The organism is Microbispora sp. ZYX-F-249 (assembly GCF_039649665.1).
Classification (GTDB): Bacteria; Actinomycetota; Actinomycetes; order Streptosporangiales; family Streptosporangiaceae; genus Microbispora; species Microbispora maris.
This window is the reverse complement of record NZ_JBDJAW010000065.1, coordinates 1-15,964: the sequence shown is the minus strand read 5'-3', so window position 1 is coordinate 15,964 and position 15,964 is coordinate 1. Positions and strand designations below refer to the sequence as shown.

Annotated in this window: 13 protein-coding genes; 5 read left to right on the top strand and 8 right to left on the bottom strand. The window is 71.3% G+C overall.

Features of this window, described 5'->3' with window-relative positions:
- Positions 1-7 precede the first annotated feature (7 nt).
- The 4 genes from AAH991_RS37865 to AAH991_RS37850 form a co-directional block, all read right to left on the bottom strand.
- A complete protein-coding gene (locus AAH991_RS37865; protein ID WP_346230775.1) occupies positions 8-1,033 on the bottom strand; it encodes a hypothetical protein in 1,026 nt (341 codons plus the stop codon).
- Complete coding sequence (locus AAH991_RS37860; protein ID WP_346230774.1) at positions 1,030-1,524, bottom strand: RNA polymerase sigma factor; 495 nt, start codon at positions 1,522-1,524, stop codon at positions 1,030-1,032. The genes AAH991_RS37865 and AAH991_RS37860 overlap by 4 nt, the downstream gene beginning before the upstream one ends.
- Before the next feature lie 58 nt (positions 1,525-1,582).
- Positions 1,583-2,326: a hypothetical protein gene (locus tag AAH991_RS37855; protein ID WP_346230773.1), complete on the bottom strand. Its 744-nt coding sequence runs from the start codon at positions 2,324-2,326 to the stop codon at positions 1,583-1,585.
- Positions 2,327-2,470: 144 nt separating this feature from the next.
- Positions 2,471-4,237: a 5'-nucleotidase C-terminal domain-containing protein gene (locus AAH991_RS37850; RefSeq protein ID WP_346230772.1), complete on the bottom strand. Its 1,767-nt coding sequence runs from the start codon at positions 4,235-4,237 to the stop codon at positions 2,471-2,473.
- 121 nt (positions 4,238-4,358) lie between these two features.
- Between AAH991_RS37850 and AAH991_RS37845 the strand changes: the two genes are divergently transcribed.
- Positions 4,359-5,357 carry a DNA polymerase ligase N-terminal domain-containing protein gene (locus AAH991_RS37845; protein ID WP_346230771.1) on the top strand — a complete coding sequence of 333 codons (999 nt, stop codon included), beginning with the start codon at positions 4,359-4,361 and terminating at the stop codon, positions 5,355-5,357.
- A 42-nt stretch (positions 5,358-5,399) separates the two neighbouring features.
- Positions 5,400-5,768, top strand: a complete 369-nt coding sequence (locus AAH991_RS37840; RefSeq protein WP_346230770.1) for a hypothetical protein — start codon at positions 5,400-5,402, stop codon at positions 5,766-5,768.
- A gap of 29 nt (positions 5,769-5,797) precedes the next feature.
- Here the strand turns inward: AAH991_RS37840 and AAH991_RS37835 are convergent, their stop codons facing one another.
- The gene (locus AAH991_RS37835; RefSeq protein WP_346230769.1) at positions 5,798-6,427 is read right to left on the bottom strand and encodes a sigma-70 family RNA polymerase sigma factor; all 630 of its coding nucleotides are present in this window, start codon (positions 6,425-6,427) and stop codon (positions 5,798-5,800) included.
- Between the two features lie 204 nt (positions 6,428-6,631).
- Here AAH991_RS37835 and AAH991_RS37830 point away from each other — a divergent pair, with 204 nt between their 5' ends.
- Complete coding sequence (locus AAH991_RS37830) at positions 6,632-6,796, top strand: hypothetical protein (protein ID WP_346230768.1); 165 nt, start codon at positions 6,632-6,634, stop codon at positions 6,794-6,796.
- Positions 6,797-6,809: 13 nt separating this feature from the next.
- On the opposite strand, the gene AAH991_RS37825 is transcribed toward AAH991_RS37830, so the two are convergent.
- A complete protein-coding gene (locus AAH991_RS37825) occupies positions 6,810-8,102 on the bottom strand; it encodes a site-2 protease family protein (protein ID WP_346230767.1) in 1,293 nt (430 codons plus the stop codon).
- Positions 8,103-8,346: 244 nt separating this feature from the next.
- Between AAH991_RS37825 and AAH991_RS37820 the strand changes: the two genes are divergently transcribed.
- Positions 8,347-8,781, top strand: coding sequence for an ester cyclase (locus tag AAH991_RS37820; RefSeq protein WP_346230766.1), 435 nt, complete (start codon positions 8,347-8,349; stop codon positions 8,779-8,781).
- A gap of 84 nt (positions 8,782-8,865) precedes the next feature.
- On the opposite strand, the gene AAH991_RS37815 is transcribed toward AAH991_RS37820, so the two are convergent.
- Positions 8,866-11,163 carry a rhamnogalacturonan lyase family protein gene (locus AAH991_RS37815; protein WP_346230765.1) on the bottom strand — a complete coding sequence of 766 codons (2,298 nt, stop codon included), beginning with the start codon at positions 11,161-11,163 and terminating at the stop codon, positions 8,866-8,868.
- A gap of 524 nt (positions 11,164-11,687) precedes the next feature.
- Here AAH991_RS37815 and AAH991_RS37810 point away from each other — a divergent pair.
- Positions 11,688-12,983, top strand: coding sequence for an FAD-dependent oxidoreductase (locus AAH991_RS37810; protein ID WP_346230764.1), 1,296 nt, complete (start codon positions 11,688-11,690; stop codon positions 12,981-12,983).
- 64 nt (positions 12,984-13,047) lie between these two features.
- Here the strand turns inward: AAH991_RS37810 and AAH991_RS37805 are convergent.
- Positions 13,048-15,964 (bottom strand): hybrid sensor histidine kinase/response regulator (locus AAH991_RS37805; protein WP_346230763.1); only part of this gene is annotated, 2,917 nt, incomplete at its 5' end.

The window sequence follows — 15,964 nt, the reverse complement described above, 5'->3', positions numbered from 1 at the left end:
GTCGTGGCTACGGCCGATCGCCGATCTTCTCGACCCAGCCGGAGGATTCGTACACGGTCTTCTCGCCCGTGCGGGCGCCGACGCGGACGCTTCGCCCGACGCGCTCGGTCGCCCTGTCCGGGCCGTTGTACTCCTCCGCCAGCAGGCGCGCGCCCGACTCGTCGATGATCAGCCGGATGGCGCCGTCGGCGGACACGACCGCGGCGCCGGAGCGGCCGAGCGGGTCGGTGACACCCCGTTCCAGCCTCAGGCCCGGCTCGTCGGCGAGGATCCGCAGCATCGCGGCCCGGGTGGCCGGAGTGGTCGGACCGGACAGCACCAGCCTCGTCATCCGGAACGTGAAGCCCGCCGAGGGCTCTTTCCGCCGATGGGCCTCCAGCCAGCGGCGCAGGCCTTCGACCTCGCGGGGCAGCCGCCGGAAGTCGTCCTGGGACAGGCTCTCGCCGCCGATGTCCGTCAGCAGCGTGATCCGGAAGTCACGCGTACGGGGCGTGGGCGTCGCCTTCGCGGTGGCCCCGCCCGCGACGACCTCGGCGTCCAGGCCGCTCGTGGTCCGTCCCCGCCCGGTCTCGCCGTCGTACCAGCTCTCGGTGGAGGAGACGAGCACCTTGCCCGGCGGCTGCGGCTCGTACAGCCGCTCGCGGCTGTACCAGTATCGGCCCGTCTTCACGTCCGCGCGGGCGGCGTTGCCGGCTGCCGCCAGGAGGAACGACCGCGCGTCGAGCGTCACGACCGCCCGGTTCGCCGGGGCGGACGCGCCGCCGCCGGCCGGTGTGCCCGCCCCGCCGGGCGTCGTGGCAGCGGGCGTCGTGGCAGCGGGCGTGGTGGCACCGGGCAGGAGGGCCGGGACCGCCAGCGCGGCGGACACGGCCGCCGCCGCGCCCGCGAGCACCAGCCGGGTCCGTACGGGTGAGGGGCGGCGGAGGGGCTGGTCGGCGAGGATCCGCGCGAGGTCGGCCTCGCGGCGGCGGTGGTAGGCCTCGTCGAGCAGGTCGTCGGGCCGCAGGGCACGGATCAGTTCGTCGGTGTTCATCGCAGTTGCTCCTGGAGGACCGTCTGAGGGGCGTTGAGTATGTCCGCCAGACGCCGGCGGGCACGGTGGAGACGGACGGCGAACGTGCGTGCCGAGCATCCGACGACCTTCGCGGCCTCGGCCGGGCCGAGCCCGTACCAGCTCGCGAGGATCAAAGCCTCCGCGTCGGCGCCGGAGAGCCGGGCGAGAGCGTCGATCGCCGTCTGCCGCTCGCTGACCTGGTCGGCCACGTCCCCCTCCGGGGCCGAGGCGGTGAGCCGCAGCCGTCGCATGTCCAGGCGGTGTTGCTTGCGCAGCAGGTTGCGGGCGACGGCGAGGAGCCACGGCAGAGGATGCTCCGGCACCTGGGCGAGCCGTCGCCAGGCGATCAGGAACGTCTCGCTCGCGATGTCCTCGGCCGACTGCCGTTCGGCGCGGAGCAGCGCGTAGCCGAGCACGTTCCGGTAATGCCGGTCGTACAGCTCGGTGAAGCGTTCTTCGGGGTCGTCCATACTCAGTAGTCCCGGTTCGAGGTCCTCGATTACAGGACCCGGCGCGAAATCTCGCGGACTACGCCGTCTCGGATCTGATCAGGCGGAGGAACGCCTTGATGCCCGACAGGACCTCCTGGTTGTCGGTGAGGCGGCTGAGGGAGTCCTCGAACGTCCTGCCCATGGCGTCGAGCCTGCGGTCGAGAGCGTCCTCCCGGGCCGTGGCCGTGTGGGATGCGGCGCGCGTCTCCGCCGTGAGGGCGTCGAGGCGCTCGGCCAGCTCGGCGGCCCGGGCCTCGGACTCCTCGGCCCGCGCCTTCAGCGCGTCGACGCGTCCGGCCAGCGCGACGACGTCCTCGCGGGGATAACGGACCTCTTCCAGCATCGTGGTCATCCGGCTGCGCAGGTGGGAGAACCAGGCTCCGGCAGGCCGGAAGAACGTGCCGAGCAGGGAGAAGACGGCGAAGTAGTAGCCGACGGTCTCGCCGGAGAAGTAGGTGATCGCCGCGAGCAGGGCGGCCGACACCAGGTGGGCGGCGACGGCGGCCCGGCGCATGCGCACCGCGATGCGGCGGGCCTCCTCCTCGCGTTCCGGCGAGACCGCCACGCCGCGCTCGCGGCTGACGCGTATCTCGTGGATCAGGGAGTGGGCCTGGAAGTACAGGTTCCACGGCACCGTCAGGAGCACGATCAGCCAGAGCAGGCACAGCGCCCCGAATCCCAGCGAGACGACCACCGGCAGTGGCACGTCCACCACGTAGACGAGGACGATCCCCGCGATCGTGGTGACGATCGTGAGAAAGACGATCCCGCTTCTGCTCACGGTCATCCTTTCCGTCGGCGTCGTGACACGTCAGTGTCGCCGCCGGATCGGCGCGCGGGCATGAGTGCGATCACCCATATCGGGTGAGTACGACCGCTCAACGGACAAGGGGGTGGCCCGGGACGCGGACCACCCCCCACCGGATCAGTCGAAGACGGGGACCCCGTCGCGGACGAGCTTCCAGTTCGGCTCGGCGAACGTCGCCGGGTCGATCGTGCCGGTCGCGGCGGCGTACTCGATCAGCGCCTGGCGGATCTCCACCTGGGCGTTGTAGACCACCGGAGCGGTCGAGACGTGCGGGAAGCCGCCGCCGCCCGACTGGCGGTAGTTGTTGATGGCCACGACGAACTGCTGGTCGGCGGTGACCGGCGTGCCCTGGTAGGACAGGCCGGTGATGCGCTGGCCGACCGGCTTGGAGATGTCGATGTCGTACGTCACGCCGGAGAGCTGGTCGTAGTTGTAGTCGGGTGTGCCGCCGGCGTTGGTGAGCGTGGCGAGGTCGATCGGCGCGCCCGGGGCGACCTGGGTGAAGTACCTCGCCGAGTACTCCAGGAAGTCCTTGACCTGGGCGCCGGTCAGCTTGATGCCGAGCAGCGTGTTGTCGTAGACGTACAGTCCGGCCATGTCGCGGACGCTTACCGGTCCGGCCGGGAAGACGGCGGTGCGGCTGAACGGCGCGGCGATCGACAGCACCGGCAGCGAGGCGTCGGCGGTGCCGGCGATGGCCTTGCTCACCAGGTCGGTCTGGACCTTCTGGATGTAGTCGAGGATCGGCGTGTCCTTGTACGGCGACTCGGCCGCCGACAGCTCCCGGGTGGACTGCGCGATGACCTTGTTGACGTAGCCGACGGTCTTGTCGTGCTGCTTCTTCATCAGCGCGACGATCTTCGGGTCCTCGGCCACGGTGTTGGTGTTGAGCGTGGTGGACGACTTGCCGGTGACCGCCCACTTGCCGCGCTGCTTGGCGAGCGTGAAGTCGACGACGCTGAGGCGCTGGCCCCACCTGCTCGGCTCGGTCAGCAGCACCTGCTGCCCGGTGACCTTGTTGGTGACGAAGCGCTGCGGCACGTCGTTGTGGGCGTGGCCGAACAGGACGGCGTCGATGCCGGGCACCTGCTCGGCGACCATGGCGGCGGCGTTCTCCACCGGCAGGTCCGAGCCGTACGACGACAGGCCGTTGTCGCCCGCGTGGGCGGTGACCAGGACCACGTCGGCGCCGAGGCCGCGGATGACCGGCACCCACTTCTTGGCGGTCTCGACGAGGCCGAGGAACTTCAGCTCCCCGTCGACGTTCGCCTTGTCCCAGATCGCGACACCGGGGTTGGTGAGGCCGAGGACGCCCACCTTGATCGGCTTTTCGCCCTTGACCTTCATCGTCTTGAGGACGAACGGCTGGTAGGCCGGCAGGCCGGTCTTGGCCGAGACGGCGTTCGCGCCGAGGACCGGCGCCTTCATCTGCTCGACCCACGCGCCCAGCAGCGGCAGGCCGTAGTTGAACTCGTGGTTGCCGAGTGTCACCGCGTCGTACCCGATGGCGTTCATGGCCTTCGCCATGGGGTGGATCTCGCCGGTCGAGGTGATCGGCTCGATCTTCGCGTAGTAGTAGTCCAGCGGCGTGCCCTGGAGGGTGTCACCGGAGTCGAACAGCAGGGTGTGGCCGGCGCCGCGGTCGGCCCGGATCTGCGACACCATCGTCGAGATCTTCGCCAGGCCCACGTCGTTGTGCGCGCTGTCGTCGTACTCCGCGTTCTTGTAGTAGTCCCAGTTGAGCGCGTTTCCGTGGATGTCGGAGCTGGCCATGATGGTGATCTTGACCGGGTGGCTCGGGGCCGCTGTGGCGGGCGTGCCGGGCAGGAGGAGACCGAGGGCCACGACACCGGCGCCCGCGGTCAACCTGATCGCTGAACTCATGGAGGCTGACGATAGTCAGGCCTAGTTACCGAGTGGTCACGAAGTCCTTAACCGGACATGTCGCTACAAGGTGACACGCTTGTCGCTCACCGTCTGCCCCGCGCTGGGTAGGAGCATGAGGATGGCGGACAAACTCGAGACCTACCGGGCCAAGCGCGACGTGACGCGCACCAGCGAGCCGATCCCCGCCGAAGGGCCGCTCCCGCGGGGCGAGGACGACACGTTCGTCATCCAGGAGCACCACGCCCGGTCCCTGCACTGGGACCTGCGCCTGGAGCGGGGCGGGGTGCTGGTCTCCTGGGCGATCCCCAAGGGCCTGCCGCCCGACCCCGCGACCAACCACCTCGCCGTCCACACCGAGGACCACCCCATGGAGTACGCCCGCTTCGAGGGCGAGATCCCCAAGGGCGAGTACGGCGGCGGCACCATGACCATCTGGGACCGCGGTCACTACGCGACCGAGAAGTGGAGCGACCGCGAGGTCAAGATCGTGCTGGCCGGCACCCGGGTCGCGGGCCGCTACGTGCTGTTCCGGACCCGCGGCCGCAACTGGATGATCCACCGGATGGACCCGCCCAGCGGGCGGTGGGAGCCCCCGCCCGCCTCGCTCGCGCCGATGACGCCGGTGACGCGCGCCCGCGCGCCGCGCGATCCCGGGGCGTACGCGTGGGAGTTCTGGTGGGGCGGCGCGCGGGCGCTCGCGTACGTGGAGGGCGGCAGGCTCACCCTTCGCGACCCGCGCGGCGCGGACGTCACGGGGGAGCACCGCTGGCTGCGCCCGATGGCCGAGTCGTTCGGCAGCAGGGCCACCGTCCTCGACGGCGAGGTCGTCACGTTCGCGGGCACCCCCGTCTACGTCGCCTACGACCTGCTCTACGACGACGGCCGGTCGTTGCTGGAGGAGCCGTTCGGGCGTCGCCGCGCGGGCCTGGAGACCCTCGATGTGAACGGGCCGCGCTGGCAGACGGCGCCGTCGTGGCCCGGAGAGGTCCACGCCGTACGGCGGGCGGCGGACGAGCAGGGGCTGCCCGGCGTGGTGGGCAAGCGCCTCGACTCGGCGTACGCGCCGGGGGAGGAGTCCCCCGCCTGGGTGCGGCTGCCCGGAAAGGCCGCAGGATAAGGCCGGTGCCGGGGGGTAGGGAGGACGGGGGGAGGTGTCGACATGTCCGAGCAGCACCACCCGGTCACCGGCGAGCACAAGTACGAGCAGGAGATCGGCGCCCCGGACGAGCACGAGGAACGCCCGGGCCGCAGCCTGATCACGACCGATCACGACGTCATCAAGGGATGGGCCGAGGAACGGGGCGCGAAACCCGCCACCGTCCCCGGCACCGAGCACGAGGGCCGTCCGGGGGTCCTCCGCTTCGACTTCCCGGGCTACGGCGGCGGCGACCTGAAGGAGATCTCCTGGGACGAGTGGTTCACGACGTTCGAGGAACGCAAGCTCAACTTCATCTACCAGGAGCACCGCAGGGACGGCAGCCCGAGCAACTTCTTCCGGCTGGAGAACCCCGAGCGCGAGGACGCCTGAATCCCGTCGGGACTTCCCGCCTGATCCCTTCAGGCCTTCCCGCCGTCGCGTGCCGCGGTGCTCGCCGCGGCGCTCGCCGACCGGAGCAGGCCGAGCTCGGCGGCGTAGTCCTCCAGCTTGGCCCGCAGCTGCCGGCGTCCCCGGTGCAGCCTCGACATGACGGTGCCGATGGGGACGTCCATGATCTGCGCGATCTCCTTGTAGGCGAATCCCTCCACGTCGGCGAGGTAGACCGCCAGCCGGAAGTCCTCGGGCAGCTCCTGCAGCGCCTGCTTCACCCGGGAGTCGGGCAGCCCCTCCAGAGCCTCCACCTCGGCGGACTTGAGTCCCGACGAGGTGTGCGAGGCCGCCTCGGCCAGCTGCCAGTCCTCCACGTCCTCGGTCGCGGCCCGCTGCGGCTGCCGCTGCTGCCTGCGGTAGGTGTTGATGTAGGTGTTGGTCAGGATGCGGTACAGCCAGGCCCGCAGGTTCGTGCCCTCGCGGAACTGGTGGAAGTTGCTGAAGGCCCGCATGAACACGTCCTGCACCAGGTCTTCGGCGTCGGTGGGGTTGCGGGCCAGCCGTAGGGCGCCGGCGTAGATCTGGTCGATGTACGGCAGCGCGTCCCGTTCGAACCGCAGCCGCCGTCGCTCGACCGCCGTGTCGTCGACGATCGTCATACCCCCACCTCCTTGAGAGCCTGCCTCTATCAGTTACGACCGCTTTGTCCGGTCCGGCCGCACCGTCCGCCTACCCCTGGTCTCCCCTTCAACACGGCTCGCGGGTCTGTTTTCGGCTACCGCGGCCGTCACCGCGACACGACCGAATGTCCGCGCCACCGCGGGGTACGCCCAGATGGATGGGCGCGGCCCGAGGAGGAAGCCATGCCGAACGACAAGGGGCCGGAAGACCTGATCCCGGAGCGGCTGCCACCGCTGGCGCAGTCACCCGACGCCGAGCCCGGGGCCGAGCCCGGGGGAGGGTCCGGAGACTGGCACGCCGCAGGCGCCGACTCGCCCGACGACGTCGAGGAACCCGCCGACGACTGACCCCGGCGGGCGTTCAGGCGGCGTCGCGGCGGCCGGCCGGCGGGGCCGCGCCACCGGGAGCGGGGCTTCCGGGAGCAGGACCTCGAGGGGCAGGGCCTCGGGGTGCGGGGCCTCGCGGTGCGGGGCTTTCGGGGGACGGCGGGGCGAGGTCGGCGCCGCGCGGCGTCCGGTACGGCTCGCGCGACCGCAGATCCACCGTCTGGATGGTCCGGCTGATGTCGGTCGGGGTGACCAGGCCGACGAGGCGGCCGTCGTCGCCGAGCACCACGGCCCGGCCGTCCGTGCTGCCGCTCATCCGCTGCAGCAACTCGGTGAGCTGATCGCCGGGGTGCGCGGCGGGCACGTCCGCCGGCCGGCACGCGATGTCCCGCAGCCTGGTCACCGCCCGGTCGTCCGGTGGCACACGCCGGACGCGCCCCAGCGTCACCAGCCCCGTGAACCGGCCCTCGTCGTCCACCAGCGGATAGGTGGACAGGTGGTGACGGAGCACGAGCCGGTCGACCAGGCCGGCCACCGTCTCGTCCGGATGGGCGACGACGGGGTCATGCGACATGACCTCGCCCACCGTGATCCCGTGGAGGGCGGCGTCGATCTGCGTCTGCTGCTCCTCCGCGGTCGCCGCGTTCACCAGGAACAGCCCGATCAGGGCCAGCCAGAAGCCCTGGAGTCCGAGGCCGGAGACGAGGTTGAGGAACCCCAGCGCGATCAGCGCGTACCCGAAGACGCGGCCGGCCCGGGCGGCGGCGACGGCGGCCCGCATGCGGTCGCCCCAGCGGGCCCACAGGAAGGCGCGCAGAACCCGGCCGCCGTCCAGCGGCGCGGCGGGCACCAGGTTGAACACGGCCAGCAGCACGTTCACCGCGGCCAGATAGCCGAACATCCCGCTGACCAGCGGCGGTGCCCCGACGGCGGAAACCGCCCAGGACAGGAGGGCGAAGACGCCGGCGAGCACGACGCTGGTCAGCGGCCCCACCCCGGCGATCTTGAGGTCGGCGCCGGGGGAGCGGGGCTCCCCGCGCAGTTCGGCGACCCCGCCGAGCAGCCAGAGCGTGATCCCCGACACCTCGACGCCGTGCCGCCTGGCCACGAACGCGTGGGCCAGCTCGTGCGCGAGCAGCGAGGCCAGGAAGAGCAGCGCCGACACCAGCGCGGCCAGCACGTACGCCGCGGCCGGCAGGCCGGGAAAGGCGATGGGGAAGCGGCCGAAGGCCAGCCCGACCACCAGGATCACGACGATCACGAGGACGCTGATGTTGAGCCCGACCGGGACCCCGCCCACGCGGCCGAGACTGATCGACGATCGCATGCTGCCACCCCCTCGGCCCTCCGCAGTGACTGGCCTACCCACAAAGGCGCAGGTCACGCGAGCTGAGGGCGCCGCAGGCGGGTTCACGGCCGCCACCGGAACCGTCGTGCGGAAACCGTGTGAGCGTGTGAGAACCGGAACCCGCTCGTGGTGCTCCGACGATGGAATCGTGGGCAGGCCCTGACCGGCCTCTGGCTAAGGTTGTTGCCCTGCGTTACATACCGACCGTCGAAGGACTGTCGTCATGTCCGATTCATGGGCTGTGAAACGCCGGCTCGCCGACGCGCTCAACGAACACGATCTGGAGGGCGTGCTCGAGACCTTCAGTCCGGACGCCGTCCTCGTCTCGCCCTTCGGAGTGGCCGAGGGACACGAGCAGATCGCGTGGATGTACGAGCAGGTCTTCAAGAGCTTTCCCGACTTCCAGCTGATCGTGTGGTACGAGGCCGTCAGCTGCGACGCGCCCTTGATGGTGGAGTGGACGGCCACGGGCACGCACCTCGGGCCCGTCCTGCTCCCGAACGGGCGCGAACTGGAGGGAACCGGTCGCCCGGTCACCTTCCGCGGCACCTGCGCGTCCTTCGTGGAGGACGGCAAGATCAAGACACACCGGGAGTACTTCGACCAGTTGGAGTTGTACACCCAGCTCGGTCTGTGCCTCACGGAGGCTCCGGGCTGAGGCCTCGGATGGGGCTTCGGGCGTGCTCGGCGCGGCGGCGGCCGCGGACGCTCGCCAGGTACGTCCGCGGCCGCCGCCGGGGCATCACTTCAGATAGATGTTCGGCCTGGCGGGGGTCGCCATGCCGTCCCCGAGGAAGAAGCCGGTGTGGGGCGGCTGGTTGTAGGCGGTGTTCTGCCAGGCGATCGCGAGCCGGTACACCGGGTCGTGCATCAGCGTGTAGATCTGCCGGCTCGCCGTCGCGGTCGTGCTGTAGATCCGCAGGGCGGTGTTGTCGCTGGTCGGCCAGACGACCTCCTCACGCCAGTCGCCGAACAGGTCGGCCGACAGCGAGGGGGTGGACTTGGTGCCGTTGTTGGAGTGGACACCACTGGCGGTCAGCAGTCGCGTGTCGCCGCCGGTGCCGTACTTGTCGATGTGGGTGCCGTCGAGCAGTTCGCGGACCGGGTCGGCGTCCCACCACGCGAGGAAGTTCGCCGAGCCCGGCTTGCGCCCGACGTTCTGCCCCTTCGTGTTGTAGACGCCGCTGACGGCGGACGACCACGACTCGGCGCCCGGGCTGCCGGACCAGACGTCGTCGGAGACGCCGCGCCCGTTGTCGCAGCCGCAGGAGGCGTTGCTCCAGATGATCGAGCCGGTGCGGGCGTCGGCCATCCACGCCGCGGGCTTGCTGGTGTCCTCGTCGACCTTGAACACCTCGAGCCCCGCGCGCGACGGGTCGAGGTCGCCGACGTGCAGGGCGTCGCCGTGGCCGTTGCGGGTGTTCCACAGCGCCGAGCCGTTGTCGTTGATCGCCATCGCGCCGAAGACGATCTCGTCCTTGCCGTCGGCGTCCACGTCGGCGACGGCCAGGTTGTGGTTGCCCTGGCCGGTGTACTGGCTGCCGGCGGAGTTGGAGTCGAACGTCCACCGCTTGGTCAGTGAGCCGTTGCGAAAGTCCCACGCCGCGATGACCGTACGGGTGTAGTAGCCCCGCGACATGATCAGCGACGGCCGCGTGCCGTCGAGATACGCCGTCGCGGCGAGGAACCGGTCGACCCGGTTGCCGTAGTTGTCGCCCCAGGAGGAGACCGTCCCGCGCGGCGGGTCGTAGTTCACGGTGGACATCGCCTTGCCGGTCTGGCCGTTGAACATCGTCAGATATTCGGGACCGGACAGGACGTAGCCGGAGGAGTTGCGGTAGTCGGCCGAGGAGCTGCCGATGACGACGCCGGTGCCGTCCCTGGTGCCGTCGGCGGTCTTCATCGCCACCTCGGCCCTGCCGTCGCCGTCGTAGTCGTACACCTGGAACTGGGTGTAGTGGGCGCCGGCGCGGATGTTGCGGCCGAGGTCGATCCGCCACATGCGGGTGCCGTTGAGCCTGTACGCGTCGACGAACACGTTGCCGGTGTAGCCCGACTGGGAGTTGTCCTTGGCGTTGGACGGGTCCCACTTCAGCACGAACTCGTACTGCCCGTCGCCGTCCAGGTCGCCCACGCTCGCGTCGTTGGCGCTGTAGGTGTAGGCGACCCCGTCGGGCGTGGTGCCGCCGGACGGCGGCTGGATCGGCACGTCCAGGTAGCCGTTGGCCAGGCGCAGCGACGTCTGCGACGCCGCCTGCTCGGCGCCGTCCACCACGGCCCGCACGGTGTACACGGCGTCGGCGGCGGCTCCGGAGTCGAAGTAGTTCGTGGAGGTGGTGATCGGCGAGGAGTTGAGCTTCGTGGATCCCCGGTAGACGTTGAAGCCCGTGCCGATGCTCTCGGTGCCGAGCAACCGCCAGGAGACCAGGTTGCCGCTGCCCGACCGCACGCTGATCAGGCCGCGGTCGAGGTCCTCCATCTGCCGCGCGCCCGCCGGGATGCCCGTGGGGCTCGCCGACGGGCTGGGCGACGGGCTGGGTGACGGGCTCGGCGACCGCGTCGGGCTCGCACTGGGAGAGGCGCTGGGAGAGGTGCTGGGGGAGGCGCTGGGGCTGCTCGTGACCCCGCCCGTGCAGGTGGTGCCGTTGAGCGCGAAGCTCGCGGGCACGGGGTTGGACGAGTTGTTCCACGAGGCGTTGAAGCCGAACGACGCCGTGCCGCCGGTGGGGATGGCCGCGTTGTAACCGGCGTCCTTCGCACTGACCTGCGCGCCGCTCTGGGTGACCGTGGCGTTCCACGCCTGCGTCACGGCCTGGCCCGCGGCGTACGACCAGGTGAGCGTCCAGCCGTTGACCGCGTCGCCGAGGTTGGTGATCGTGACGGCGGCGCCGAAGCCGTCCTGCCACTGGTTGGTCACCTGGTAGTCCACCCGGCAGCCCGCCGCCGCCGAGGCCGGCAGGGCGGGCAGGACCGCGGCCCCCGCGAGCGCGGCGGCCGAGGCCACGGCGGTGAGCAGGGCGGATCTACGTCGTGTGGTCATCCAAACTCCAAGGGGGGTGCCGATGGGGACCGACGGCGGAGCCGTGACGGCGCGCGCGACGCGCGGCGCGCAGACGCGTGATCGGGCTTGTCCGAAGCGAGACCTCCGGGGGTCGGGCCGAGCCGCGGCGGGTACGGTGCGGCCGGGTGGGCCGGGGCGCGTGCGCCGGAATGCGACAAACAGGGTCATGCGGGAGGTGCCTGGGTGCGCCATCACAGCGCGAAACCGGCGGTGTGGTCAACCGAACCCGGTTCAGCGATGTGAACGCAATCATCGGAGGCGTCCGGATGAGTCGATCTCCGGCTGGTAGGGCCGGGTACCGGCGGTTCACCTGCGCGGGGTGTCCGCCCCGACGATCACTGAAACTTTCAGTCCTCACATGTCGTACGGACCTGTGAACGATCACAGATCTGATCTCTCGCCCCGGCCCTCGACGCCCGCGCGGCGGCGCCGCTGCATCCGCGGCCCCGGTGCGGTGCGAAGTCCCTGAAGGAGCCGTACGGCGGCCGGAAGGGGGAACGCTGATGCCACAGCCAGCCGAGGTGATCGTCGTCGGCGCCGGACTCGCGGGCCTGGCCTGCGCCTGGCACCTGCACGAGGCGGGTGTGGCCGTCCGCATCCTGGAGGCGTCCGACGGCGTGGGCGGCCGGGTCCGCACCGACCTGGTGGACGGCTTCCGCTTCGACCGTGGCTTCCAGATCTTCAACACCAGCTATCCCGAGGCCGCCCGGGTCCTCGACATCGGCGCGCTGGGCCTGCGGCGGTTCACCAACGGAGCGATGATCTTCCGGGACGGCCGGCGCGAGCGGGTCGCGCTGCCGTGGCGGCATCCCCGGCACGCGCTCAGCGGCCTGCTCGCGCATGTCGGCACACCGGTGGACAAGGCGGTCCTCGCCGCGGTGACCGCCCGCGACCTGCTGCTGCCCGGCTCCCTCGTACGGCGGCGCGGCGCGGAGCGCACCACGCTGGCCGAGCTGCGGCGCTGGGGCGCGTCCCCCGAGATCGTCGAGAACCTGTTCCGCCCCCTCCTCGCGGGAGTCGTGCTCGAACGGGAGCTGGAGACCTCCGGCCGGATCTTCCACCTCCTGTGGCGGTCGTTCTCCCGTGGCAGGATCGGCGTGCCGGCCCTCGGCATGCAGCGGATCCCGGCGCAGCTCGCCGCCCGCCTGCCGGAGGGCACGATCTCGCTGGAGACGCCGGTGCGCGCGCTGACCCCCGACGGCGTGGCCCTCGCCGGCGGGGGCGAGGTCCCGGGCGCGGCCGTGGTGGTGGCGGTGGATCCGCCCACGGCCGGACGGCTGGTGCCCGGCCTGCCGGTGCCCGCGATGCGGCCGGTCACGACCTTCTACCACGCCGCCCCGGCCTCGCCCCTCGGCGAGCCCACGCTGATCGTGGACACGAAGGGAGTGATCACCGACACGATCGTGATCACCGATGCCGCGCCCGAATACTCCGCCGACGGCCGGGCCCTGATCTCCACCTCGGTCCTCGGCGTCCACGGCGACCGGGACGAGCCCCGGGTGCGGGCCAGGCTCACCGAGCTCTACGGTGACACCTCGTCGTGGGAGCACGTCGCCACCTACGCGATCGAGGCGGCCCTGCCCGCGATGCCGCCCCCGATGCCGCTGCGCCGCCCTGTGCGTCTGGAGGCGGTCGGACTCGGTGCCCGGCGCTACGTGTGCGGCGACCACCGGGACACCGGGTCCCACCAGGGGGCGCTGGTCTCCGGACGGCGGGCCGCCCGGGCGGTGCTGGAGGACCTGCACCGGGCGGCGCGGGTCCGGGGCCGCCGCACCGCCCCCGCGGGCAGCCGGTCCTGAGCGCCGCCGCGCCGCCCCCCGCACCGCCCCCCGCGCCGCCCGCCGGTCCTGAGCGCGGCCGGGCCTACCTGTCGCCGTTGCCCGGCAGGTCCAGCCAGCGCTGCATGCAGACGATGAGCTCCTCGGCGTCCACCGGCTTGGTGACGTAGTCGCTGGCGCCGGACGTCAGGGTCTTCTCCCGGTCGCCGTGCATGGCCTTGGCGGTGACCGCGATGATCGGGAGCTGGGCGAAGCGCGGCATGGACCGGATGGCGGCGGTGGCGGCGTAACCGTCCATCTCCGGCATCATGATGTCCATCAGCACCAGGTCCACGTCGTCGTTGCGCATCAGCACCTCGATGCCCTTGCGGCCGTCCTCCGCGTACAGCACCTGCATGCCGTGCAGTTCGAGGATCGTGGTGAGCGCGAAGACGTTGCGCACGTCGTCGTCCACGACCAGCACCTTGCGGCCGACGAGCGCGCTGTCGACCTTCCCGAGCTCCTGCGCCCCCTCCTCCGACGCCGGCTGCACGAGCGGCAGGACGTCGCCGGGCTCCTCGGCGGACAGGTGCAGCGTGATCCGCTCACGCAGCTCGTCGAGGCTGGGCAGGAGCTCCAGCGGCTGGTTGCGGGAGCGCACCTGCAGCAGGTCCTCCTGCGGGCGCGACAGCTTGCGCGAGTGGTGCGCGAGGACCGGGAGCGCGCGCAGCGCGGGGTCGGAGTCGAGGCCCTTGAGGAAGTCGGCCGCCGCGTCCTGCGGCATGCCGAGATCGAGCACCACGCAGTGGACGCTCTCCTGCCGCAGCGTCGACAGCGCGGACTGGGCGTCGCTCGCGGTCGACACCTGGACCGGGCCGTGGGTGTCGTGCAGGTCGGCCGCGACGCTCTGGGCCAGCATGGACAGCAGGCCCCCGGGCCTGGCCTCGACGACCAGCAGGCGGCGCCGCGCACCGCCGTCGTCCCTGCCGCCGTCCCTGCCACCCGAGGTCCGCGCCGCCGCGGGCGCGGGCTGCGGGGCGGCCGGCCGCGGCTGCGCCTCCCGCGACTCCCGTTCCTCCCTCTCGGCGCCGTCCACGCGGGCCAGCGGGAGATAGAGCGTGAACGTGCTGCCCTCGCCCAGCGTGCTGGCCGCGTGGATCTCGCCGCCGAGCAGGGTCGCGATCTCCCGGCTGATCGACAGGCCGAGGCCGGTGCCGCCGTACTTGCGGCTGGTGGTGCCGTCGGCCTGCTGGAAGGCGTCGAAGATCTGCGAGAGGTTCTCGGCGGCGATGCCGATGCCGGTGTCCGCCACGTGGAAGGCCAGGATCTCCTGGCCGCCGGCGTCCGGCAGGGCCACACCGGCCGCCCGTTCGATGCGCAGCCCGACCGAGCCCGCCTCGGTGAACTTGACCGCGTTCGACAGCAGGTTGCGCAGCACCTGCCGCAGCCGCTGCTCGTCGGTCAGCAGCTCGGCCGGCACGTCGGAGGCCACGGTCACCTCGAACCGCAGGCCCTTCTGCGTGGTGAGCGGGCGGAAGTTGGCGTCCACGTAGTCGAGCAGCTGACGCAGGCTGACCGGCTCCGGTGTGATGTCCATCTTGCCGGCCTCGATCTTGGACAGGTCGAGGATGTCGTTGATGAGCTGGAGCAGGTCGGTGCCGGCCGAGTGGATGACGTTGGCGTACTCCACCTGCTTGGGCGTCAGGTTGCGGGTGGGATTCTGGGCGAGCAGCTGCGCCAGGATGAGCAGCGAGTTGAGCGGGGTGCGCAGCTCGTGGCTCATGTTGGCGAGGAACTCGCTCTTGTACTTGGACGCCAGGGCGAGCTGCTGGGCGCGGTCCTCCAGCTCCTGCCGGGCCTGCTCGATCTCGCTGTTCTTGGTCTCGATGTCGCGGTTCTGCTGGGCCAGCAGCTCCGCCTTCTCCTCCAGCTCGGCGTTCGAGCGCTGCAGCTCCTCCTGCCGCACCTGGAGCTCGGTGGCGAGCCGCTGCGACTCGGCCAGCAGCGCGTCGGTGCGGGCGTTGGCCACGATCGTGTTGACGTTGACGCCGATCGTCTCGACGAGCTGCTCCAGGAAGTCCCGGTGGATCTTGGCGAACCGCCCGAGGCTGGCCAGCTCGATCACGCCGAGCACCTGGTCCTCGACCACGATCGGCAGCACGATGAGGTTGACCGGTCCGGCCTGCCCGAGGCTGGACGACACCGTCAGGTAGCCCGGCGGGATGTCCTCCACCAGGATCGTCCGCCGGGCCTGCGCGGCCTGGCCGACCAGCGAGTCGCCGAACGCGTACCGGCGCGAGGTCTCGCGGTGGCCGTAACAGCCGACCACCCGCAGCTCCGCGCCCGCCGGGGTCTCCTCGGCCAGCAGGAACGTGCCGTGCTGGGCGTTGACCAGCGGGGCAAGCTCGTTCATGACCAGCTCGGCGACCGCCGCCAGGTCGCGGTGGCCCTGCATGAGCCCGGAGACGCGGGCGAGGTTGGTCTTGAGCCAGTCCTGCTCCTGGTTGGCCCTGGTCGACTCGCGCAGGGACTCCACCATGGAGTTGACGTTGTCCTTGAGGTCGGCCAGCTCGCCCTCGGCGTCCACGGTGATGGACCGGGTCAGGTCGCCGGAGGTCACCGCGCTGGTCACCTCGGCGATCGCGCGGACCTGCCGGGTGAGGTTGCCGGCCAGTTCGTTGACGCTCTCGGTCAGCCGCTTCCAGGTGCCGGACACGCCCTCGACCTCGGCCTGGCCGCCCAGCCGTCCCTCGGTGCCGACCTCGCGGGCGACGCGGGTGACCTCGGCGGCGAACGAGGACAGCTGGTCGACCATCGTGTTGATGGTCGTCTTCAGCTCCAGGATCTCGCCGCGGGCGACGACGTCGATCTTCTGTGTCAGGTCGCCCCGCGCGACGGCCGTGGTGACCTGGGCGATGGAGCGGACCTGGTTGGTCAGGTTGTCGGCCATCGAGTTGACGTTGTCGGTGAGGTCCTTCCAGGTCCCCGCCACGTTGGGCACCCGGGCCTGGCCGCCGAGCTGG